Genomic DNA, 23,000 nt, shown 5'->3' with positions numbered 1-23,000 from the left:
ATTAAAGGAGCGACTTTTACCCATGAAAACTGTACTCAACACTCGCAAAGCAATCATTCCTGCAACTTTGGCTGCCATGATGCTGTTAGGGGCTTGCGGCAACGGCGAACCAGCGAAGGAAGCAGCAGCATCCACGGACAGCAGCAAATCGGCTGGCGCTTCGACCGGCGGGGTACAAAAAGTCGTTTGGTGGCATGCCATGGGCGGCGATAACGGTAAAGCGATTGACAAGCTGGTAGCCGATTTTAATGCGGCGCACAAGGATATTCAAGTGGAAGCCATATTCCAAGGCTCGTACGATGAAAGCTTGACGAAAATGAAAGCTTCGATGGATTCCAACTCCGGTCCTTCCATCATTCAAGTGTACGAAATCGGCAGCCGCTATATGATCGACTCGAAAGCCATTACCCCGGTTCAAAAGTTCATTGACGCAGAAAAATACGACACGTCTTCGCTCGAAAGCAACATTACGGGCTACTACACGCTTGATGGCAAGCTGTATTCGATGCCGTTTAACACGTCGAACCCGATTCTGTACTATAACAAGGACATGTTCAAAGCGGCTGGTCTCGACCCGGAAAAGCCTCCTGTAACGTACGAAGAGATTACTGCGGCAGCAAAAAAGCTGAGCAAGGACAACGTTTCCGGCGCATCGTTCGCGATCTATGGCTGGTTCATGGAGCAATTTTTCGCTAACCAGGGTGCGGAGCTGCTGAACAATGGCAATGGCCGCGATAAGCTGGCCACAGCCTCCAACGTGAACACCGATGCCGGCGTGAAGACTCTGACCTGGTGGAAGGACCTCGTGGACAGCAAAGCGGCCATCAACCTGGGCCGGAAAACAGACGATACGAAGAAAGCCTTCGCTGCAGGTCAAGTCGCCATGATTCTCGATTCCACTGCCGCGCTTCGTGGGATTGTTAACTCGGTAAGCGGCAAGTTCGAGGTGGGCACAGCTTATCTGCCGAAGCCAGCGGATGCCAAAGACGGCGGGGTTGTAGTCGGCGGCGCAAGTAACTGGATCTTGAACAACAAGAGCGAAGCGGAGCAAAAGGCAGCCTGGGAATTCATTAAGTATTTGTCCGCACCGGAGCAGCAGGCGTTCTTCTCGGTCAACACCGGCTACTTCCCAATCACGAAGAAAGCGTACGACCAACAGATCGTGAAGGACAATATGACGAAATACCCGCAATTTAAAACGGCTGTGGATCAATTGCATGCTACGAAGCCGAACAAAGCGACCCAAGGTGCGGTCATGGGCGTGTATCCGGAAGCGCGTCAAATTACCGAGAATGCGATTGAGGAAGCGCTGGCAGGCAAAAAATCGCCGAAGGATGCGCTGGATGCGGCAGCGAAAGAAATCAGCGGCAAAATCGCAGACTACAATAAGACCGTAAAATAAATAGGCTGGAATTGGAGCGTCTTGGTTCATCCAAGGCGCTCTTGCATGTCTTTTTTGGCGAAAAGGGAACATTTTTCTAAAATAAGTTTAGTAGCACGACGCTTCACATGAGGTGTATAATAGGGGGAATCAGGCAACGAAAAAGAGAAAGTACATACTAAGGAGACTACAGAGAGATGCCGGATCGTACTGTTTTATGGAAGCTTTGGGGAGTATCGCTGCTATGGGGCTGTAACTATGTGGCCAGCGCTTATATGCTGCGGGATTTCTCGCCGATTTTATTGTCGTTTGCACGTTTGGTTGTCATGTCCTTATTCTTAATTTCGGTGGCGGCTGTCAATAAGTCGCTGCGCCGTCCAACGTCCCGGGAGTGGGGACTGCTGCTTTTTGCCGGGATTTTCGGCACGCTGATCAACCAGCTGTTCTATTTCACCGGGCTGCAGCATTCGACTGCGGGTAATGCCGCGCTGATCGTTGCGCTGTCACCGATCGCCACCACCCTGTTATCCAGGATGTTCTTGAAGGAGCAGGTGACCTGGGTCAAGTTCCTCGGCGCCATTGTTGCGTTAATCGGTGTGGTGTGTATCGTGCTGTACGGCGGGAAGTCGCTGGGCATTTCCAAGGGCGATGTGTACTTGCTGCTCGCCATGCTGGGTATGTCGGTCAGCCTTCTGTTTATCCGCAAGCTGACCAATGGCATGACCTCTTACGAGGTGACGATTTATTCCACGGTCATCGGGACGATTCTGATGACGCCGGCCGTCGCCTTCGAGGCGTTTCAAGGGTCGTTTCATTGGAGCCACCACATCATGACTTGGGTGCTGCTAATTAGTGTAGCCGTCATCGGTCAGGGATTAGCGGGCTTCTGGTGGAACCAGGGGATTGCCGAAGTCGGCGCGTCCACCAGTGCGATGTTTATGAACATCCCGCCTTTTATCGCGATCATCGTCAGCTTCTTCCTGCTGGGTGACCCGATCCGGGCCGCACAGATCGGCGGCGGAGTTCTGATTCTGGCCGGGGTGGCGATCGCCAACCTGAAGCGCCGTCAGCCGCAAGTACCGACGAACGCAGGAGTAATCAAAGTATCTTAATTTAAAACAAATCGCCCGTCTCTAAGGCTATACAGCACCTAGGGCCGGGCGATTTTTTTAAGGCTGAGCTCTTACCTTACTATCCAATTTGCCTTTATGCGCACCATTACAGAAAGGTTTGTTTGCCGAAAGGCCGCATCTACAGAGGTATACCTGCTCCTTGGTTTTCAGTGGATTCCCCTCACCGTCCACTACCGTGACCCCGCTTGCCAGCAATGGGCCATCATCCAACACTTTAATCTCCGCCATTTTCATAACCTCCTAATGAAAAATAAGATACTTGTAGCATTTTCATTATACGCTTGGTCAACAAAAGAAAATGTCAGATTCGCAGATCGGTTGCTTACTTATTTTGTCGATAAAAAGAGGTGGCTGCCAGTTATGTGCTGGGGGCTTTTTTGGCATGCAAGATTAGTATTTATGGACTGGGTTGGAGGTCATGCTGTTTGTATGCTATATGATTGTCCTTATTTCTTTCATCTTTAAAGACGATCATCACTCCCGTTGTGGTGGTATGGGCGATGGATGAGCTGCATTCCAAGCACTGCTGGTTTGTGCGATGGGCTTATTTTTTGCAGGCTCAGCTTTAGTCCTTATCTTTTTTAAATCGTTCATTCAGCGGCTCTTCATTATTCAGCTTTCAGGCAGCTGGAAACCGTGGTGGTCCAATCTGGAAGGGGTATGGCTGATGCTCATCACACTGGCGTGCTTAAAGCTGTACCGGATCGTGTTGCGGAAGGATGGGTTTGGGCATGAATCTCCTTAGCTCGCTGCGGGAGCAACCGGCCTCTCCGTCATTGGAATCAGCATTGGCTTCGTCCTTACGTGGGGGTCTTTGATCTGGGGAATCATCGCCACTCTGAGCGGATTTGCGATCGGTTATTTGTTTATCCGGGCCATTCAATCCCGATTTTTCACCCGGATGTTTCGAACTAGGGAGAGGCTGCCTGAGCTGGCTGTTCTGATCCGATGTCAAGAGAGCCGATTTCATGAGGTGCAGCGCATCCTATGGGAATACCGGGCGTTATCCGTGGGTTGGGTAAAAGCTTAGCTTATTTTTCTAAAGAATAATATTTGAAAAGCAGCCTTCAGGTATGGCACAATGTGGTAGGACAGCAGCATAGAAACTACATGGATGCACTAACCTGGAGGAGGATATATACACCGATGAGAACGATTAAGCTAGGAACAAGTACATTGGAAGTGCCGGTGATTGCCGTAGGCTGCATGCGCATTAAGTCGCTGAGCAAGCCGGACGCGGAGCGATTCGTCCAAACGGCGCTGGAGCAGGGCGCGAACTTCTTTGATCATGCGGACATTTATGGAGCCGGTACGTGCGAGGAAATATTCGCAGATGCGATCCAGATGAACGATGCTGTTCGCGAGAAGATCATTCTGCAATCCAAATGCGGCATTCGCAAAGGGATGTTCGACTTCTCTAAGGAGCATATTTTGGAATCCGTAGACGGCATTCTGAAGCGCCTGAGAACCGATTACCTGGACGTTCTGCTGCTGCATCGTCCGGATGCGCTGGTGGAGCCGGAAGAGGTGGCCGAGGCGTTTGATCTGCTCGAAAGCTCGGGCAAGGTGCGGCACTTCGGGGTTTCCAATCAGAACCCGATGCAAATCCAGCTGCTCCAAAAGTACGTGAAGCAGCCGCTCGTGGCCAATCAGCTGCAGCTGAGCATTACGAACTCCACGATGATTACCAGCGGGATGAACGTGAATATGGAAAATGCAGCGGCCGTGAACCGGGACGGAAGCGTACTTGATTTCTGCAGGCTGAATGACATCACGATCCAGCCTTGGTCGCCATTCCAATACGGCTTCTTCGAAGGCGTCTTCCTTGGCAGCGACAAGTTCCCTGAGCTGAATCAGAAGATCGATGAGATCGCCGCCAAATACGAAGTCAGCAGCACGACGATTGCGATTGCATGGCTTCTTCGCCATCCAGCTCGCATGCAGCCAGTGACAGGAACCATGAATCTGGAGCGGATTACGGATTGCATTAAAGCTAGTGAAGTTCATCTGACACGCCAAGAGTGGTACGAGATTTATCGCTCGGCGGGCAATGTGCTTCCATAACAGGGACTCATAGCGTAGAAATAAAGCAGCTTCTGGTTGTTTCATGACCGGAGACTGCTTTTTTTCGTAAACTTGAATTTAGCCCCTCTATACAATACACTAAATCTATCATCGTATTGGGGGAGAGAAACGATAATCATGACATCCATTCTGTTATATGTGGGCATAGTGTTCTTTGCTGCCGCGATCGCGGGGTACTTCTATGCATCGAAGCTTCGGGGCGAGAATACGAGCCGATTGAAGAAAGCGGAAAAGGCAGCATTGACGAAAAAGAGCAAAGGAATTAACCTATTTTCCAACTTATCGCTGGTCGTCTCGCTGGTGCTGGTCGGCGTCTATTTTATCCAGCTGTCCGCGAGCAAGTATAGTGTGGAGAAGTTAAATTATAAGGCCGACATTCAAGTCACTACGGATAAAGATTACGGCCGGGACCATACCGATGATCCGGTGAAGTATGAATTGAAAATTCCAACGTCGGGGGCCCACAGCCCGCATGATTTGAAATTCGGCTTTTATAAGGACAAGCCTGCCTACGAGAAGCTGGTCCACAATCTGGAGCATGGCGATGTGATTGTTTATTACAAGAAAGATGCCAGCGCAGAGCTGAAGGATAAGCTCGAGGTGCTGTCGCATTACCGCCGAGCCGGTTCGGGAATTTTGGCGGTGCCTAGCGAAGATATTCCAGCAGGTGACGAGGTTGTTGTCACGGCTTGGACGAAAACAATGGAGCTGAAAGCCTATGACGAAGCAAAGGCCGGCACCTTCATTTATCAATTCTTAAATCACGGTCCAGAGGTCATTCCGCCGGAAGTTCGGCAGGGTGGCGGGACGATGTAATGCGAAATGCGAAGGGCAGCCGTTATGCGGCTGTCTTTATTTTGTTTACCACATAAACTACTTTTGGCCGGATGGCGATTTGGCGAGTGGATTGTCAATATGCAGTTCTATGGCGAGTTATCATTTTTATCACTTGCATAAAATTAGGTAGTTTCCATCAAGCTGGGCATTTCTGGGCGGAATGGTTTGGATTAGGATAGGGGCAGTAGCTATCGTACCACTACATTCACGAAGGAGGTTTCAAGTTGATTAAGCTGCGCTCCAAGCTGCTCGCCGTCTCGATCTCATGTGCTCTGCTCGCATCTTATGTGCCGCAGGGGAGGGAAGTGTACGCTGCGTACACGCCTGCCCCGATTAACGACAATTTTGACAGTCTGGCTAGTGGAAGTGCTCCGGTGAGCGGCCAATTGGCCGACTATACGGTAACGGTGGGAGGGACGGGGGCCACGGCCGGTCCGACGCTGAATGCGCTCATCTCGAACGCCCAGCAGGTAAGCCCATCGAACAGTTTATCGCTCGTTGACGGCATCAATAACCAGTACGTTCGAGTCAAGAAGCGATTCACCACGAATCCGTCCACGATCAGCAAGGTCGTCGCCGAAGCGAGCATATACAGCACCTCATCCGCTGCTTCTGCGATTGTGGAGATGAATCTCCTTGATAATACTGGCGCGCAACTCATCCGCAACTCACTAAACAGCTCTGCTCTAAAGTACGGCACCAGCCTGCAAACGACCGCGCCAGGGGTTACGCTGCCAACAAACGCTTGGTACAAGCTGCGGCTGGAAGCCGATGCGGCGGCGAAAACGTACGATATTTACGTGAACGGAGCGCTTGTCGTGTCCCAGGCGGCATTTACGAATACGACGGCGCTGGATACGATTCAGTTTTCAACCGGGAGCTCGAACGTGTCTACGTTCTACATCGATAACGTGTCGGCGCGCGAAGTGGTCGGAGCGACTCCGGTGCTAGCAGCAGATATGGACGGCAATACGGTACAAAGCCCGATGGACCTCACTTTCTCGGCTGATCCGTTATGGCAGAGCAGCATTACAGGCATTACGGTAGACGGCACGGCGCTCAGTTCAAGCGCTTACAGTATCTCAGACGGGATAATCAGGATTGCGTCCACAGCCTTCCCTACTGCAAAAACGTACAAAATCGTCGTTTCAGCGAACGGGTACTTCAACGCGCGAGTCGATCAAGTAGTCGTGAATCAGGCGCTTAAAGCCGCTCCCGTGTTGACACCGGACACGACGAATAATACGCTCGGAGCTTCGGTGGATCTGACTTTTGCTGATGATCCCGCTTGGCGTTCGTCGATCACCGGCATCACGGTAGATGGAGCTACGGTCACTGGTTCAACGTACCTTGTTGCACCAGGTGGTATCTATTTGGATAGCAGCTTGTTCAGTACGGCGAAAGCCTACGATGTCCGTGTGAATGCGGCGGGCTATTCGCAAGCGGTGGTCACACAGACGGTCGAAGCTCCTGTAGCGGGCGTGGCGCCCGTGATGGCCGATCATCCCTCCAAGCAGTATCCGTCGAACATTCAGGTTGCGCTGAGTTCTTCGACGGTGCAGGCGGCTGTCTACTATAAGATCGACGGTGTGGATACCGAATTTATCCCGTACACCGGGCCGATTACCGTAAAAGGAAGCACACAGATGATTGCCAAGGCCGTCAAAAACGGGGAAGAGAGCGCGGAGTCTACATTTTACTACTCTATCATTTCCGACAGTCGGCCGGCCATTACCAATTCGGAGACGTTCGCCGGCTGGACCAATCGAGTGCTTGATACGATCCATGTGAAAGAAGGCGTCAATTCAGCCAAATGGAGCAATCCGGCGTCTGCAATGAACGTCAACGACATTACCGCCGACTGGAGTCAGTACGACCAGCTGGAGGTATGGGCGTACTCGGGCAAAGCGACCGGAAACAATATCTACATCATCATCGACTGCGATAACAATACAGCGTCGGGTTATGATTATTTTATCGCACCGTATAAAGTAGATTGGGTTGGCTGGAAAAAGATTACCATTCCACTCTCCAAATTTACCAAGTCTACGTCTCGCACCACGTTTGCCGAATACCGCCGTCTGATCATTCATCCCCGCTGGTATGCGAACGATCCGCCGCTGGACACGTCGCTCGAGATGTATTTTGACGATATGGTGTTAACGAAAAAGGTTATCGACGTATCGACCGACAGCATCATCCGCAATGCCAAGCCGGACATGGATCTGGATTATACGTTTACGCTCACGAATAAATCGAATGCCCCGACCTCGTATCAGCTGGCTCTGAATCCGGGGCTGACCAGCTTCGACAGCTCTTACACGGTTTCCTTCCCTAGTACAACGGAGCAGGTTGCTCCTGGCGGCGAGCTGCAAGTCGATGTGCATGTGAAGGTCCCGAGTACGGCGGCTGTGTATGAGACGAAGGTCGGCGTGCTGAAGGTCACTTCGAATACCGATGGCAGTGAGATTTCCGTGAAGCTGCAGTCGAACGTGGTGGCTTGGGCGTCTACGGCTGGGGGGCATCCGAATACGATGGTCACGAGTGACCAGCTTGCGCAGGCGAAAGCTAAGGTGAGCCAGTACGCGTGGGCGAAGGATTATTTGACCGCCGTGAAGACCAAGGCCGATATTTGGCTAAATACCGCCATTTATTATCCCGATCGGCCGGGAGGGCACTCGATTTGGTACTACTGCGGGGATACACCGCTCATCTATGACTACAATGAACCGCACAACCACATTTGCCCGGATGACGGAAAAGTGTACAGCGGCGGCGACTACGATTTTGCATGGCGATCCACCACACACCGCAAAAATATCGATGCAGCCAAGGCGCTAGCCGTAGCGTATGCCTTGACGGATGATCCGCGGTATGCGCAGAAGACGAGAGAAATTTTGCTGGCTTACGCCAAGTACTATCCGAGCTATCCGCTGCAATCGCGTAACGGTCGACTGTATTGGCAATCGCTGGACGAAGCGGTACAGATCATTAAGCTCGCGCAAGCCTACGATTTAACGGTGAAAAGCGGCCTGTTCACAACCGACGACCAGTTCGAGATCGAAATGAACCTGTTCAAGCCGTCCGCCGAAACGCTGAAGCAAGTGGATAACGGCACCTCGAACTTCCAAACGTGGCACAATGCGGCCATCGGCATCATTGGTGTGCTGCTCAGCGATAACTCGCTCATGGACGTCTCGATTAACGGAAAAAGCGGCTTCCTCTACCAAATGCAGAACAGTGTGCTATCCGACGGCTTCTGGCTGGAAGGGGCGATCGGCTATCACTTCTATGTTCAAGGCGCCCTATTCATGCAGGCCGAGGCGCTCAGTCATGTGCTGAGTTCAGCCCATCCGGAGCGGGATATGTACGCCAACCCGAGTTTCAAAAAGATGTTCGAGGTTACGCTCGGCTATGTGTATCCGGATCTGGGCGTCAGTAACAACAACGACTCTGGAGGCTATCCATCATCGCTGGTCGGTGACGAGAAGCATGTGCCGCCGGTCGATTATGAAGGCGTGTATGCGCATTATAAGAATTACGATCCTGGCTACGCGCATCTTCCGGAGTATGAGTCGCTGCTGAGCATGATTTACAACGACCATCACCAGATTCGCGGCGGCAAGCTGGATCCGAGTGACAGCAATGTGGATTCGTATATCGGGGAGCAGGCGGTCTTTTACGGACCGAATGAGATTACGCCGGCCCCACCTTTACAGCTGGGGAGCAAAAATTTTGAAGGCATCGGGCATGCGGTACTCCGATCCGGCACGGGACAGGATGAAATGTACGCCCTTGTAGATTACGGGATGCATGGGGAGTCGCATGGACATTTTGACAAGCTGAATCTGGATTTTTATGGGCAAGGTACGCGCTTGGCACCGGACTTCGGCAGCACGGCGACGTACGGCATCTCGCTCTACAACGAGTATTACAAAAAGACATTCAGCCATAACACCGTGCTGGTGGATGGTCAGGATCAGGCGATTTACAAAGTGGGCGAGAACGAAAGCTACGATCCGACGACGATGTTCCTGGACTCCAAACGTCTGGCGATCAGCACGAACACGGCGAATCACGTCTACAATGGCGTGAATCAATATGAACGTACGCTGGCGTTGACGAACGATTATGCGGTCGACTTCTTCAATGTAAGCTCAACCACAGGTGTGCATCAATACGATTGGATGCTGCATGGATTGGGCAGCTTCCAAACCGATATGACGATGAGCAGCGTGGCTCCTAGTTCGATTGGGACAGCGAACGGGTATCAATATTTGCGTAATACACGGCAAGGGCAGCAGGATGGGGTGTGGAGCGGGACCTGGACGAACGATCAGGGCACCGGGCTCCGCGTCATCGGGCTGAACAATGCCGCCTCCAATGTGATTGTTGGCGAGCTGCCGGGTCCGGCCACCCAGATTGACACGTACTATGATACAGTCATTAACCGTGTCAATGGCTTGGGCGTTTCGTTCGTCTCCATCCTCGAGCCGGTCAACGGCAGCAGTAAGATCGCCGGTGTGACGCGGTTGGATGACAGCAGCTTCATGGTGGGCTTGACCAACGGCTTCAGCGATTATATATACCATAATTCGGTGGCGGAAAGTGGAAAAGTCAGCTACCTGTTCGTCAAAGGGCATAACCTGAACCCCGCATTTGTCGGGTCAGTTGCTACAACAGTATCTGGTGGAACCTTAACTATCGGCTACGAGCCATTGAGGAGCGTGCAGAACGCAACGGTGATCGTCTATGCGCCGAATGTGACTTCAGTCATGATGGACGGGATCTCGGTACCATTTACATCGAACAATGGCTATGTCATGGTGTCGCTGCAGGACAAACCGGCGAATCAGGCTCCAGTTCTGGATGCGATTCCAGCCGTTCAAGTGCAGCTGGGGCAGGAGGTGTCGTTCACGGTTCATGCGGTGGATGCGGATGGGGATGCTTTGGAGTACAGCGGAATGGATTTGCCGGCGGATGCCACGCTGGATGCGGCAACAGGAACGCTTCATTGGCTTCCGCTTGCACCGGGCGAGTACCCGATGAGCCTTAAAGTCGCAGACGGCATGGGGGCGGAGGCGATGGTATCGACTAGCGTGACCGTGACCCCAGCGGAACTGTCGACACCGGCAGAATCTACCGTAACCGTGGTGGCGCCCATCATTAGCGGCGTAGCCTCTGCCGTGATTCCAGCGGGCGAGCTGCACTCCGCCATCGATCATGCGGCGGATCGGACGGTGAACCTCCAAGTGCTGCATACCGATGGAGCGGCGAAGCTGGATGTGCGGCTGCCCGCCCAGCAGGTACAGTACGCGGATGATAAAAAAATCAAAGAAATCTTCGCGGATAGCGCTTTTGCCAAAGTGTCGATGAACCCGGATCTGTTAAAGAAAAGCAAAGACCTGTCTTCGACGGCGGTGCTGGAGCTTTCTGTTGCCAAAGAGCCGAACAGCGCGAGCACGGTGTATGAGTTCAAGCTGAACGTCGATGGCACGAACCTAACGAAGCTCGACGGCAACGACTTGAAGGTGGAAGTGCCTTACGCGCTGAAGCCTGGGGAGAATCCGAAGAAGATCGTTATTTACTACCGTACAGATGATGGTAAGCTGGAAGAAGTGAAGGACGTTAAGTATCATGTCGAGACAGGCACCGTAGAGTTTAAGGTTAAGCAACTATAGTTGCTTAGAGCTGCAGAGACTGGAATCCCGTACCCATCCCTCCTTTGGTCACACATTTTCAGGGCTAAAGCACTCAAAAAGAAAGCGGAGCCGCAATCTGCTGCGGACTCCGCTATTTGCTTTATACGTGACGGCCGTGACCGATGTTGTTGGACACCGGCTGATCCTCCGGAATGTCAAAATGATAATCCTCGGACACCGTTTCATCCTTCCCGTTGCTGACGCCCAATGCGCGGAAGATGAAGGTCAAGACAATGGCCACAATGAAGTTCAACACGAGGGCGTACAGTCCGGAATAAACCGTCGTATCGCCGGAGAGGCCGAATGGCAGCTTGAACTGGTTGCCGTAGCCGGTGGAGGCGGCCATATAGGTGCCGTACACCATGCCGACCAGCCAGCCGAGCACCATCGCCCAGCGGTTCAGCCACTTGGTGTAGAGGCCGACAATGATGGCAGGCAGCGTCTGCAGAATCCAGATGCCCCCGAGCAGCTGAAGGTTGATGGCATCCTGCGTATTCATTAAGAAAATGAACAGCAGCGCGCCGATCTTCACCACCAGCGAAACCCACTTGGCCGCACTGGACTCTTGCTTTTCTGTGGCTTGCTTATTGAAGTATACTTTATAAATGCTGCGGGAGAACAGGTTGGCTGCAGCGATGGACATGATGGCCGCGGGAACGAGAGCCCCTACGCCGATGGCGGCAAAGGCAAAGCCCGAGAACCAATCCGGGAACATGCGCAGGAACAACTCTGGAATGGCGGCGTTCCCGTCTTTCGTCGTGATGCCCGCGGCAATCGCCATGAAGCCGAGCAGGGCAATGATGCCAAGGACGAAGGAGTACGCCGGCAGCAGAGCGGAGTTCCGCTTAATGACATTGCGGCTGCTGGAGCTGAAAATCCCAATCAAGGAATGCGGATACAGGAACAGCGCCAGTGCAGAGCCAAGGGCAAGTGTCGCATAAGGCGCATACGTTTTGGGTCCTAACAGCACAGCGGCTTTATGCTTCGCAGCGGCGGCGTCAAAGATCGGACCGAACCCGCCGAGCTTGTACGGGATGTAAATCACAGCGGCAATCACGGTGATATAGATCATCAAGTCCTTGACGATGGCAATAGCCGCAGGCGCCCGAAGTCCGCTGTTGAAGGTGTACAGCGCGAGGACGAGGAAGGCGATGATGAGCGGCAGGTCATGCATGAATCCAGTTCCGGTGAAGCCCATGGCATCGAGAACCGCTTGCATCCCTACGAGTTGAAGCGCTATGTATGGCATGGTGGCCAAAATCCCTGTGATGGCGACCGTCAAAGCGAGCGTATCGCTTTCAAACCGTCCACGAACGAAGTCAGCGGCGGTAATATAGCCGTGCTTCTTGGCCACAGACCACAGGCGCGGCATCACGATAAAGACGAGCGGATAGATTAGAATCGTATAGGGAACCGCGAAAAATCCGATGGCGCCCTTTCCGTACATTGAGGCTGGAACCGCGATAAACGTATAGGCCGTATACAAATCGCCTCCGAGCAAAAACCACGTGATGATCGTTCCGAACCGTCTGCCGCCCAAGCCCCATTCATCGAGCAGGTCCAGATTCCCTTTACGCCAGCGGGAGGAATAAAAGCCGAGCACTGTTACGAACAGAAAGAACAGTAAGAACACGATAAAGGCAGTCCAGTTAATGTTCATAGTGACTTCTTCTCCTTCTTATTTTCGCTTCGTAGCGAAATATACGACAACCGTTAATAAGGCGCTGATAATAACCCACAGCATCTGATACCAGTAAAAGAACGGCATCCCGATCAAGGTGGGCTCGGCAGTCGAGTAGGATGCAGGCCACAGCATAGCGAGGAAGGGGAGGATCAGGAGAAGATACCACCCGCGGCCGGCCTTTTTTTCCGTCGATGGATTGGGCATGGTTCATGTCACGCTCCTTTCAAAAGTGTGTGAGCCTAACAAAATATTGCTTCATGAAAGCGGTTTCGTCAATACCTAAATTTCCCTTTGTAGAAAGAAAAAAACAGCCCGTTCTCCCGAAAGAGACGGACTGCTCTTGATTTCATATGAGCTTTAAAGTTACATGCAGCCCGGGAACATACCGGCTGTAATGGCGAGGCGGTTCCAGCTGTTGATGGTGTTGATGGCCATAATCAAAGTAACGATTTCGGACTGGGAAAATTGCTCGCTCACCTTATCGAACAACGCTTGCGGCACCCCGTGATCGGCGATGCGCGTGACGGCCTCGGTCAGCTCTAGCGCGGCTTTTTCCTTATCGGTAAAGAAGGGGGCTTCTCTCCAGACGCTGATCAGGTTAACCCGCTGCTCGGATTCGCCCATCTTGCGAATATCTTTTGTATGCATGTCGAGGCAGAAGGCGCAGCCGTTAATTTGGGAGGCGCGGATTTTGATCAGCTCGTATAAAATCGGATCGAGTCCAGACGCTTTAATGAAGCCTTCAAGCTTCAGCATGGTTTGGTAAGCTTCCGGATTTACTGCTACATTATTGATTCTAGTTTGCATGGTGAAATCCCTCCGTTTAAGGTCTTATTTTTCTTTCATGAGCTAAGACAACGAAGGCCGTGATTTTGTGACACAAGAGCAGCTTTTTTTCGAAAATTAATTTTGGATGTGCCTCAATTTCTCCGGATTTGCCAAAACATAAACGGATTGGATGTGTTCTTGGTCAGCGGAGAGCTGGAAGCAGAAGGCCAATGGAGGCATACTCTCACGCAGCAGCAATAAACCAGGCTGGCCGCTGATCCATACTTGTCGCAACTCGCCGATCAAGCTGCCCTTGGCGCGAATGCCCTCGATAAAGCCCACGATGCGCTTCTTGCCCACGATGGGAAAGATGGCCGCGCGGACCTTGCCTCCGCCATCGCTGAACAGCACGGCGTTTTCCATCAGCAGATTGATAAAAGGCTCAAACTGCCCGCTTTCCACGGCTTTCACGAATGCTTGGACATACGCTTCCGCTTGCTTTGGTGACGCTTCTACGTCGTGTGGCCGCTCTGGATCGAGCTTCGCCTTGGCGCGGCTGTACAGCTTGCGGCAGGAGGCTTCGGTTTTGGCCAGCATCTCGGCAATCTCCTCATACGTGAAGCCCACGGATTCGCGCAAAATAAATACCGCCCGCTCCGGCGGCGTCAGCTCCTGCAGCATCACCAGCAGCGCATAGCCAAAGCTTTCCTGGCGCACCAACTCCTCCGAAGGATCTTCGGCGCTAGTCGTAATGAACGGCTCTGGAAGCCAAGTTCCGACGTAGAGCTCTCTTTTGCGCTTGGAGGATTTAAGCTGGTTCAGGGAGTGGTTCGTGATCATTTTGACCAAATAAGCTTTGGGATGAAGCAGGGATTCGAGGTTGACCTCCCTCAGCGCGATAAAGACGTCCTGTACAGCATCCTCGGCCTCGGAGATGGAGCCCAGCATCCGGTAGGCGACGGAAAGCAGCAGGGATTTATAAGTGCGGTATAACGTTTCCAGATTCATAGGGATCGATGGCCCTCCAGATTAGAATGATTATACAAATACTATCCCTTTTCTGAGGTGAATAGCAATCGATATGATAGGTGTAGGAAAAAAATCAAAGGATTTCACGGGGGTAGTCATGGAACTTGATTATTCCAATATTGTTGCAAGCCTTAGGGCGGCTGGCTGTGTGTATGCCGAGGAAGAAGCGGGAATGCTGATGGAGGCGGCGAGGACACCTGAGGAGCTCAGCGGACTGGTGAGTCAGCGGGCGGCTGGCATGCCGCTGGAGTACGTTCTAGGCTGGGCGGAGTTCTGCGGTTTACGAATCACGGTAAGCCCTGGCGTGTTTGTCCCCCGCCAGCGCAGCGCGTTTCTCGTCCGTCAGGCAGCGGCGTTAGCTGAGCCGGGGGCTATTGCAGTGGACCTGTGCTGCGGCACGGGGGCGCTGGGGGCGGCCTTAGCAGCAATGGCCGAGCTAGTCGAGCTGCACGCCGTAGATCTGGACCGAGCCGCGGCAGCGTGCGCGGCCCGCAACGTTGCATCTGCAGGGGGGCGGGTGTATGAAGGCGATCTTTACGACCCGCTGCCAGCGGTGCTGCAGGGCCGCGTGGATATCCTCATCGCAAACGCACCTTATGTCCCAACGGAGTCGATCCCCTTGCTTCCATTGGAGGCGCGCAACTATGAGGCGATGCTTGCGCTTGATGGGGGAGCGGACGGTCTGGATGTGCATCGGCGAATCGCGGCGCAGGCTCCCGAGTGGCTTGCTCCGGGCGGTCGGCTGCTGGTGGAAACCAGCGAACGTCAGGCCTGGCGTGCCGCTGAGATGTTTGCCGAGTATGGGCTGATTCCTCAGGTGCTCCGCTCGGAGGAGCTGGAGGCCACCGTCGTGATCGGCACCAGACCGAACATTGGAAGCTAGCCGTGAGGTAGGCTATAATGGATAGTGATAGTCAATCCGCAGCTTAGTTGCAGACAGGAAGTGAAATGCAATGAACGACAAGATTGTAATGCCGGTCTGGACGATCGGCTTATTTATCGTTGTCATGAACACCACGATGTTTAATGTTTCCATCCCCAGCATTATCCACGACCTCCATATTACCGCCGATCTAGGCTCCTGGGTCATTTCCAGTTACTCCATCGGCTACGCCTTATCTACGGTCATTTACAGCAGGCTCACCGACACCGTGCCTATTCGCCGGCTGCTGACGGTAGGCCTTTTGGTGTTGGGGCTATCCTCGGTTGTGGGCATATTTGCACACAGCTTTCAAGCTTTGCTGACGGCACGCATCCTGCAATCCGCGGGGGCAGGCGTGATGGCGGGTCTCGGCCTGGTGCTGGCCAGCCGCTACATCCCGCTCGAGCGGCGGGGCTCCGCGATCGCGATGATCTCAGCCGGGAGCGCGATGGCCTTCGGGCTGGGGCCGATTGTCGGCGGGCTCATCAGCGAATATTTTGGCTGGAACGGACTGTTCGTAATCACTTGTCTTATCCTGGTCATTTTACCGGTATTATTACGCTTACTTCCGAAAGAAAATGCCATGCCGCTGCGCTTCGATATACCTGGCGCTATTCTAACCGTTGTCAATGCGGCAACACTGCTGCTTGCGGTGACGCAATTGTCCGTTGTCTGGCTGATCGTTAGCGCGCTGTCCTTTGTGGTCCATGGCATACACCTGAAACGGGGAAGAGAAACGTTTATTAACCCTGAGCTGCTCAAGAACACTGCTTTTCGCAAGCTCACAGTGATCGGCTTTTGCATTCTCGTGCTCAATCTCGGCAATTTATTTTTGATGCCCCTGGTGCTTGCGAACCTGTTCCATCGCTCACCGATGGAGGTTGGGCTCACGATTGCGCCTGGCGCCGTGCTGTCCGCCTTCTTGACTCGATTCGTCGGCCGCTGGATCGACCGGTACGGAAACCTCCGGTTCGTCTTGATCGGGCATTTGGTTATGGCTTGCGTTATGCTCGTTTTTAGTACCGTGCTGGGGTCTTCTTCGCTCGTTACGCTGCTCGGGTACATTTGCTTCTCCCCGGCGTTTTCCGCTACGATCGCTTCTTTGAACAATGAGACGTCGCGCATTTTACCGAAGTCACTAATCGGCTCGGGGATGGGACTGATGCAGCTCATTCAATTTTGCGGCGGCTCGATCTCGGTGGCGGTGTGCGGGATTTTGCTCGAATTGCAGCAGCATACGAGTTTGCTTCCATCGTATCGTCACGTCTACGGCATCTTGCTCTTGATTGGCCTGCTGTCGATAGGTATGCTCCTGTGGTACAGGCTGTCGGCCAAGCAGCCAGCGGCTGCACAGCAAGGATAAGAACGAAGAGGTCCGCTTCTATGAAGCGGGCTTTTTTTGTATGGCGTTCTACTTTAGAACGATCCATTTTATCGGAACTAATCATTTTTATAGAAAAATGATTATTGATAGCCTGTATTAATGCTGCATAGCATCGTTCGAAGGCGGCCGGATTAGGATGGGAGGGAAAACGGGTGGAAGGAGGGAAGCATGAGATTCCATTACCTAAGAAAGGGCTGAATGCATTGAGAATGAACATGGTAAAAGCCTATTTTCGTGTACTTCTGCTAATCCTGTGTCTTACCCTGGCCGTTTCCTCCCCGGCCTTTGCCATTACGACGGTAAAAGGGCAGTATTTAAACAACGCGGTCTTTTTGTCTCATAACTATGTGAAGTACACCTCGTTCGTGAATTTGGTGCCGGACTTGGCGGATAAAATGAACACAACGTATAAAGTGAACTACCTGTTCCCGAATACGGGGCAGCTGACCAGTACCGGTACGATTGCAGACGCCTCGACGGAGCTCGCCCAAGTGAAAGCATTCCTTAATGCCATCAAAACGTTTGAGGAAGCGCACGGCGTGCATTTTAACGTAGTGGCTTGGCTCAACGCGGACAGCACAACGGTGGATGTGACCAACACGACGGTTCGCAGCACGATAGTTAACGAAAGCAAAAAGCTGACGTCCACCACAATTACAGGAAGCTACGTCAGCAGAGCCACTCGTGCCTTCGACGGCGTGATGCTGGATCTGGAGCCCTCCGGCAATGACGATACCCGGTATAACGCGTATAAGCAGCTGATGATCGACATTAAAAATGGGATCGGCAGCGGGAAACTGACCGGTGTAGCGGCTCACCAGTATGGAAGCGGCAGCGTCTGGTCCTGGAGCTCGACCTATTATTACTACATGGCGAGGAACGTGGATCTTCTCGTAGGCATGACCTATGACAGCGGATCGACGAGCGGCAGCGCTTATCAGGCATGGATGCAGCAGCAGGCGACCGATATTTTGCATGCCGTCTCCGGCCAAACGTGGAGCAACGACGCCAATCATCCTGCGCCGACGAACGGAGTGAAGGTGTTTATCGGGCAGCCGGCGTATCCTTCGAAGCCGTCCGCAGGGCACGATGCCGCCTTTGAAGCGATGAATTACGGGTTATCTGGGTTGGATGCAGGCATCACGGCGTTGAAAAATGATACGATCGACAACTCCGAGAACTGGTTCAACGGGGCCGCCGTCTATTTGCACACCGATGGAACGGGCACGGACAATTACGCCTCCTGGAGTACGGATTGGTGGCAGTTTGGCCATTATTGGCTGGGGTCCTGGTAACATGCTATGATGGTTTCATGTCTGAAGCACGGATTAGGATGTGAAGCCATTGTTTAATGAGATGGAATATTATGATGAGCAGTTTAAGGGCCTTAAGCTGGCCGGCGAGCGGCTGGAGTCGATCAAATTCTACGATTGCACATTCACGGATTGCGATTTTAGCGAGGCTGAATGGGACGGGGTCAAATTTTCGGGCTGCAGCTTCATGCACTGTGATTTGAATATGATTAAAGTCGCGGATTGCCAGCTAAAGCAAGTCAGCTTCACGCAATGCCGGCTGGTCGGCATCGACTGGACGGAGGCCGATTGGCCGAGAATCAAGAGTCCCAAGCTGCTGGCATTTGAAGATTGTATTTTAAACCATTCCACCTTCATCGGAGTCGCTTTGCCGCAATGCGTCATAAAACAATGCATGGCCAAGGACGTCGACTTCCGCCAAGCGGATCTCACTCAAGCTGACCTGCGGGAAACGGATTTCAGCGAAAGTGTATTCGGTGATACCAATCTAACGAGCGCCAATTTTTCCAAAGCAAGCCATTATCAAATCGATCCAAGCCGCAATGCAATCAAGAACGCCATCTTTACTCTGCCGGAGGCCATTGCTTTGCTTTACAGCATGGAGATTCAACTTGAGGAATGAGATGGAAAAAACTAATCAAAACTTAACGTTTTTTTCATGTTCCATTAAGCTTCGGGTTGTACTATAATACTCGACCCCCTTGTTAATATATAGACCTTGAACCTGCGGCCCGTTGCTGCAGGTTCCTTTTTTTATCATTGGCGTAGCGTGCAAAGCGGAAAATCCGCTTAGGAGCCCGAGCCCGGTCTAGGGCGGCGCATGCAAAGCGGAAAATCCGCTTAGGAGCCCGAGCCCGGTCTAGGGCGGCGCGTGCAAAGCGGAAAATCCGCTTAGGAGCCCGAGCCCGGTCTAGGGCGGCGCATGCAAAGCGGAAAAACCGCTTAGGGGCCTGAGCCCGGTCCAGGGCGGCGCGCGCAAAGCGGAAAATCCGCTTAAGAGCCCGAGCTCGGTCTAGGGCGGCGCGAGCAAAGCGGAAAATCCGCTTAGGAGCCCGAGCCCGGTCTAGGGCGGCGCGAGCAAAGCGGAAAATCCGCTTAAGAGCCCGAGCCCGGTCTAGGGCGGCGCATGCAAAGCGGAAAAACCGCTTAGGGGCCTGAGCCTGGTCCAGGGCGGCGCATGCAAAGCGGAAAAACCGCTTAGGGGCCTGAGCCTGGTCCAGGGCGGCGCATGCAAAGCGGAAAAACCGCTTAGGGGCCTGAGCCCGGTCCAGGCGGCGCTTACAAAGCGGAAAATCCGCTTAGGAGCCCGAGCCCTGTCCAGGGCGGCGCTTACAAAGCGGAAAATCCGCTTAAGAGCCCGAGCCTGGTCCAGGGCGGCGCATGCAAAGCGGAAAATCCGCTTAGGAGCCCGTGTCCGTGCCTAAGCGCCTGCGCTGGGGACTGCACGACCATCCCTTCATTTAGTCCTTGTGGTGCCACTCCTCGGACAGCAGCCCCATAAACAGCGTGTCACTATAGGCTCCGTCTACATACGCGTGCTGGCGCAGCCGTCCTTCGGTTACAAATCCGAGACGGGTGTACAGCTGGATCGCCCGCTCGTTGATGCTTCTTGTGGTCAAGTAAATTTTGTGCAGCCGGAGCTGACGAAATCCCAAATCGATCATCTGCTCCATCGCTAAACGACCATACCCCGAGCCGCGGGATTCCGGTGCGAGCAGAATGCCGATCCCGGCGCGTCCGTGCTCATGCTCGATGTCCTTGAGAAAAATCCAGCCCACCAGCGGCTTGCCCTCACCCACGATCGCGAGCACCAGATCGCCGCTTTGCTTCTTCTTCTCGTAATGCCGCAGCGCTTCCTCATACGTTACCGGCGCTCTGCCCACCAGCCGGAGCGACTCCGGATCGTTCATCCACCGGTGCAGCTCGCGTACATCGTCCCTCTCAAAGGCGCGTAAGGATATTCGCTTGTCTACCATCATCATCACCCAAGTTCGACTGTAGCACAAAGCCCATCGAATGAAAATACTGGACTTTCCAAGGAGCGGACCCTGTGAAATAATAGCCATAAAAGCTGAGTCAAGAGAGAGGGGAGCCTATGCAAATGAAAGCGTCTAAAAGCTGGTGGCTGCTGCTTGTCGTATCGCTCGCTGTGATCATCCCGTTTGCCGCCCCCTATTTTACATTCAACCCTTCTCACAGCCGGGTACCGATCGCTTCACCGGAGCTGCAATTTCCGCTGCTGGTCGGACATATCGGGCTTGCATTCCTTGCTTTACTTACAGGCATGATTCAATTCCTGGATTCGGTTCGAATCAAGTCACAGGGCTTTCATCGCACTATGGGGCGAGTCTATGTGTGCAGCGTAATGCTAAGCGGCTTGCTGGCGTTAGCGGTGATTGCGTATGTTGACAATTTTGCCAAGGCCACGTCCTTTCTTGCTCTGGCACTTGTTTGGTTGTTCACCACCTGGAAGGGATACCGGAGTGCGGTACGCAAGCAGTGGGATCAGCACCGCCAATGGATGATTCGGAGCTATGGCGTCACGTTGGTTGCGGTCACCGGACGCTTAGTGGTGCCGTTATTGCTGCTCATTGATCTGGTTTTACACGGATTTTCCCTCCCAGGCGGGAGAGAGCAAATGATTGACGAAGTGCTGAATGTGAATATCTGGGTCGGACTCCTAGTCAATTTCATCCTCATCGAATGGAAAATGCTAAAAACAAAGTGACTTGCTTACACTCGAGCTGCTTTGTTTTTTTGTTGTGCAAATTTGGCAATTACTTAGGTTTAGATAGGATAGTTTTGGTCAAGAACTGTAGGGGTATGAAGAATGAAACCATGGCAGGGGGGGATCGTCCGGATGCGGTCGGGAAGTGGCGTCGGAAGAAGTTTATTTGTTGTATTTACTGTAATCTTGTGGGTGAAGCTGGCTCTGCTGCGCTACTTCTTATTCGAGCAGGTAGCCTGGAAGTGGTGGCTTGTCGATTTGTCCAGCCTGCTAGTATTTACTGGACTCATAGAGCTTCGCTTCTCACATCGGCCTAAACGGATCGCGTATTGGGTGTTCAATGGGATCTTATCGCTCATCTGCTTTGCGGCGACGCTTTATTTCGAGCATTTTGGCTCGGTCATTACCTATACCTCGGTGCTGGAAGCCAAGCAGCTGATGCAAATTTCATCTAGTATCAAAGCAACGATTGATCCTGTCGATTACTTGTTTTTCGTAGACTTTATCCTTGGCTTGGTGATTTGGCTTGCGCGCCGTCGGCGAAATAATCCGATGCTAAGCGATGACCGGCCGATGCCGGGCTTCGTGCTGGCTGTAGTAACCCTGATTTGTATAGGGATCTCCGCATGGCTGGTCAAAACGGACAAAGGGATTACAAATGAGCTTGTACGCGCAGAGCAGCTGGGCCTGATGAATTACGAGGTGACAGTCGCGGTCAACGGCATCAGCGAGAAAAATAAGCTCAGCTTCACGAATATGACGCAAGCCCGAGCCGTGATCAATCAGGTGGAGGCGAGCTACGGCTATAATCCATCGGCGACGACGAATTATTTCGGATCGCAGAAAGGGATGAATGTCATTGTCGTGCAGCTGGAGGCGTACCAGAACTTTCTGATCCATCTGTCGTACCAAGGGAAAGAGCTGACGCCAGTGCTTAATAAGCTGTCGGAGGAAAGCTTCTACTTTCCGCACATTTTCCAGCAGATCGGCCAGGGCAATACATCCGACGCGGAATTCATGTCCAATACGTCGATCTATCCGACGGGGACGATCCCGATGTCGACCGGCTTTGGCGACCGGGTGCTTCCCAGCATGCCGCGGCTCCTAGAGGCGCAAGGGTATGAGGCGGATACGTTCCACGTGAACGAGGTTCACTTCTGGGACCGGTATAAGCTGTATCCTGCGGTCGGGTTCACGCATTATTTTGATAAGCCGTATTATACCAATGACAATTTCAATGAATTCGGGGCGTCCGACGAGGAATTGTTTCGCGTAGGTAGTGAGAAGCTGAATGACCTGCATAAACAGAACAAGCCGTTCTACGCGCAGTTTATTACGGTTTCGAGCCATTTTCCATTCAAGGTGCCTGCTTCTTTCCAAAAAATGACGGTACCACCCTCCATGGCGGGGAAGCAGATCGGTGATTATATTATCGCGGCAAACTATACGGATTACGCGCTCGGTACGTTTATCGACCGGCTGAAAGCTTCCGGACTGTGGGATTCGACGGTGCTTGTCGCCTATGGAGATCATTTCGGCTTGCAGCCGGAGGATATCAAGGTCGATGAGCTTAACAAGGAGCTCGGGATTACGTATCATGAGCAGGTGACGCGCTTTAACATCCCGCTGTTCATTCATCTGCCGGGGCAAACGAAAGGGCAGGTGATCAATCAGGTGGGGGGACAGCTCGATATTATGCCGACCCTTGCCAATCTGCTGGGCATTTCGCTAAACGAGCAGGGCTTTATTCATTTTGGACAAGATTTGCTCAATATTCAAAAGAATGTTTTCGGGATGCGCTATTACCTGCCTACCGGCTCGTTTTTTAACGACCATATTTTATTCGTCCCTGGCAAAGGGTTTGATGACGGAACGGCGGTTGCTTTGGACACGCTGAAGCCCGTTGCTGATTTCAGTGCGTATAGAAGCGATTATGACTACGTGCTAAAGCTGATGAAGCTGTCCGATCAATATGTGAATATGCTGCCGAAGCGTGAAGAGCTCAGTAAATAAAAAATTAGACCCTCATTCCAC

At 52.7% G+C, this 23,000-nt stretch carries 18 protein-coding genes; 12 read left to right on the top strand and 6 right to left on the bottom strand.

Translation table 11 applies throughout. The features are described 5' to 3' along the window. The first annotated feature begins 22 nt into the window (after positions 1–22). Complete coding sequence (locus FPZ49_RS21875) at positions 23–1,402, top strand: ABC transporter substrate-binding protein (RefSeq protein ID WP_144850954.1); 1,380 nt, start codon at positions 23–25, stop codon at positions 1,400–1,402. A 176-nt stretch (positions 1,403–1,578) separates the two neighbouring features. Next, positions 1,579–2,493, top strand: coding sequence for a DMT family transporter (locus tag FPZ49_RS21870; protein WP_144850951.1), 915 nt, complete (start codon positions 1,579–1,581; stop codon positions 2,491–2,493). A gap of 57 nt (positions 2,494–2,550) precedes the next feature. Here FPZ49_RS21870 and FPZ49_RS21865 read toward each other — a convergent pair whose 3' ends face one another. Then, positions 2,551–2,748 carry a CDGSH iron-sulfur domain-containing protein gene (locus FPZ49_RS21865; protein ID WP_144850948.1) on the bottom strand — a complete coding sequence of 66 codons (198 nt, stop codon included), beginning with the start codon at positions 2,746–2,748 and terminating at the stop codon, positions 2,551–2,553. A gap of 580 nt (positions 2,749–3,328) precedes the next feature. Here FPZ49_RS21865 and FPZ49_RS21860 point away from each other — a divergent pair. From FPZ49_RS21860 to FPZ49_RS21845, 4 genes are all read left to right on the top strand, one after another. Further along, complete coding sequence (locus FPZ49_RS21860) at positions 3,329–3,544, top strand: hypothetical protein (RefSeq protein WP_144850946.1); 216 nt, start codon at positions 3,329–3,331, stop codon at positions 3,542–3,544. 116 nt (positions 3,545–3,660) lie between these two features. Further along, positions 3,661–4,578: an aldo/keto reductase gene (locus FPZ49_RS21855; RefSeq protein WP_144850943.1), complete on the top strand. Its 918-nt coding sequence runs from the start codon at positions 3,661–3,663 to the stop codon at positions 4,576–4,578. A 138-nt stretch (positions 4,579–4,716) separates the two neighbouring features. After that, positions 4,717–5,415 (top strand): DUF3105 domain-containing protein, encoded by a 699-nt coding sequence (locus tag FPZ49_RS21850; RefSeq protein ID WP_144850940.1) that lies wholly within the window; start codon positions 4,717–4,719, stop codon positions 5,413–5,415. 245 nt (positions 5,416–5,660) lie between these two features. After that, the gene (locus FPZ49_RS21845) at positions 5,661–11,117 is read left to right on the top strand and encodes a hemoblobin-interacting domain-containing protein (RefSeq protein ID WP_144850937.1); all 5,457 of its coding nucleotides are present in this window, start codon (positions 5,661–5,663) and stop codon (positions 11,115–11,117) included. 121 nt (positions 11,118–11,238) lie between these two features. On the opposite strand, the gene mctP is transcribed toward FPZ49_RS21845, so the two are convergent. The 4 genes from mctP to sigJ all read right to left on the bottom strand — a co-directional run bounded on the left by mctP (position 11,239) and on the right by sigJ (position 14,598). Further along, positions 11,239–12,798 (bottom strand): monocarboxylate uptake permease MctP, encoded by a 1,560-nt coding sequence (mctP, locus tag FPZ49_RS21840; RefSeq protein WP_144850935.1) that lies wholly within the window; start codon positions 12,796–12,798, stop codon positions 11,239–11,241. 18 nt (positions 12,799–12,816) lie between these two features. Then, positions 12,817–13,026, bottom strand: coding sequence for a DUF3311 domain-containing protein (locus FPZ49_RS21835; protein WP_144850933.1), 210 nt, complete (start codon positions 13,024–13,026; stop codon positions 12,817–12,819). A 159-nt stretch (positions 13,027–13,185) separates the two neighbouring features. Beyond that, a complete protein-coding gene (locus tag FPZ49_RS21830; protein WP_144850930.1) occupies positions 13,186–13,629 on the bottom strand; it encodes a carboxymuconolactone decarboxylase family protein in 444 nt (147 codons plus the stop codon). A 96-nt stretch (positions 13,630–13,725) separates the two neighbouring features. After that, the gene (gene sigJ, locus FPZ49_RS21825) at positions 13,726–14,598 is read right to left on the bottom strand and encodes an RNA polymerase sigma factor SigJ (protein WP_144850927.1); all 873 of its coding nucleotides are present in this window, start codon (positions 14,596–14,598) and stop codon (positions 13,726–13,728) included. 118 nt (positions 14,599–14,716) lie between these two features. Here sigJ and FPZ49_RS21820 point away from each other — a divergent pair, with 118 nt between their 5' ends. The 4 genes from FPZ49_RS21820 to FPZ49_RS21805 all read left to right on the top strand — a co-directional run bounded on the left by FPZ49_RS21820 (position 14,717) and on the right by FPZ49_RS21805 (position 18,860). Further along, positions 14,717–15,502: a putative protein N(5)-glutamine methyltransferase gene (locus FPZ49_RS21820; RefSeq protein ID WP_144850925.1), complete on the top strand. Its 786-nt coding sequence runs from the start codon at positions 14,717–14,719 to the stop codon at positions 15,500–15,502. A gap of 70 nt (positions 15,503–15,572) precedes the next feature. After that, positions 15,573–16,904, top strand: a complete 1,332-nt coding sequence (locus FPZ49_RS21815) for an MFS transporter (RefSeq protein ID WP_144850922.1) — start codon at positions 15,573–15,575, stop codon at positions 16,902–16,904. 173 nt (positions 16,905–17,077) lie between these two features. Next, positions 17,078–18,220: a hypothetical protein gene (locus FPZ49_RS21810; RefSeq protein WP_144850919.1), complete on the top strand. Its 1,143-nt coding sequence runs from the start codon at positions 17,078–17,080 to the stop codon at positions 18,218–18,220. Between the two features lie 49 nt (positions 18,221–18,269). After that, positions 18,270–18,860 carry a pentapeptide repeat-containing protein gene (locus FPZ49_RS21805; protein WP_144850916.1) on the top strand — a complete coding sequence of 197 codons (591 nt, stop codon included), beginning with the start codon at positions 18,270–18,272 and terminating at the stop codon, positions 18,858–18,860. Between the two features lie 838 nt (positions 18,861–19,698). Here FPZ49_RS21805 and FPZ49_RS21800 read toward each other — a convergent pair. Then, on the bottom strand, positions 19,699–20,214 hold the full coding sequence (locus FPZ49_RS21800) for a GNAT family N-acetyltransferase (protein WP_144851052.1): 516 nt from the start codon (positions 20,212–20,214) through the stop codon (positions 19,699–19,701). 125 nt (positions 20,215–20,339) lie between these two features. Between FPZ49_RS21800 and FPZ49_RS21795 the strand changes: the two genes are divergently transcribed. After that, positions 20,340–20,966: a DUF2306 domain-containing protein gene (locus FPZ49_RS21795; RefSeq protein ID WP_144850913.1), complete on the top strand. Its 627-nt coding sequence runs from the start codon at positions 20,340–20,342 to the stop codon at positions 20,964–20,966. Positions 20,967–21,068: 102 nt separating this feature from the next. Beyond that, entirely contained in the window at positions 21,069–22,979 is a 1,911-nt protein-coding gene (locus FPZ49_RS21790; protein WP_261381533.1) for an LTA synthase family protein, read from the top strand. Positions 22,980–23,000: the final 21 nt, after the last annotated feature.

Origin of the sequence: Paenibacillus cremeus (genome assembly GCF_007786445.1) — a bacterium.
Lineage (GTDB): Bacteria > Bacillota > Bacilli > Paenibacillales > NBRC-103111 > Paenibacillus_G > Paenibacillus_G cremeus.
Note: the sequence above shows the minus strand (reverse complement) of the source record. Positions and strands in the feature narration are given on the sequence as shown.

Bases quoted from the DNA above. Each gene is read 5' to 3' on its own strand.
- FPZ49_RS21855 (WP_144850943.1), top strand. From the start codon at position 3,661: ATGAGAACGATTAAGCTAGGAACAAGTACATTGGAAGTGCCGGTGATT.
- FPZ49_RS21790 (WP_261381533.1), top strand. From the start codon at position 21,069: ATGAAACCATGGCAGGGGGGGATCGTCCGGATGCGGTCGGGAAGTGGC.
- FPZ49_RS21835 (WP_144850933.1), bottom strand. From the start codon at position 13,026: ATGCCCAATCCATCGACGGAAAAAAAGGCCGGCCGCGGGTGGTATCTT.
- FPZ49_RS21815 (WP_144850922.1), top strand. From the start codon at position 15,573: ATGAACGACAAGATTGTAATGCCGGTCTGGACGATCGGCTTATTTATC.
- FPZ49_RS21800 (WP_144851052.1), bottom strand. From the start codon at position 20,214: ATGGTAGACAAGCGAATATCCTTACGCGCCTTTGAGAGGGACGATGTA.
- FPZ49_RS21830 (WP_144850930.1), bottom strand. From the start codon at position 13,629: ATGCAAACTAGAATCAATAATGTAGCAGTAAATCCGGAAGCTTACCAA.
- sigJ (WP_144850927.1), bottom strand. From the start codon at position 14,598: ATGAATCTGGAAACGTTATACCGCACTTATAAATCCCTGCTGCTTTCC.
- FPZ49_RS21820 (WP_144850925.1), top strand. From the start codon at position 14,717: ATGGAACTTGATTATTCCAATATTGTTGCAAGCCTTAGGGCGGCTGGC.
- FPZ49_RS21850 (WP_144850940.1), top strand. From the start codon at position 4,717: ATGACATCCATTCTGTTATATGTGGGCATAGTGTTCTTTGCTGCCGCG.
- FPZ49_RS21870 (WP_144850951.1), top strand. From the start codon at position 1,579: ATGCCGGATCGTACTGTTTTATGGAAGCTTTGGGGAGTATCGCTGCTA.
- FPZ49_RS21865 (WP_144850948.1), bottom strand. From the start codon at position 2,748: ATGAAAATGGCGGAGATTAAAGTGTTGGATGATGGCCCATTGCTGGCA.
- FPZ49_RS21875 (WP_144850954.1), top strand. From the start codon at position 23: ATGAAAACTGTACTCAACACTCGCAAAGCAATCATTCCTGCAACTTTG.
- mctP (WP_144850935.1), bottom strand. From the start codon at position 12,798: ATGAACATTAACTGGACTGCCTTTATCGTGTTCTTACTGTTCTTTCTG.
- FPZ49_RS21795 (WP_144850913.1), top strand. From the start codon at position 20,340: ATGAAAGCGTCTAAAAGCTGGTGGCTGCTGCTTGTCGTATCGCTCGCT.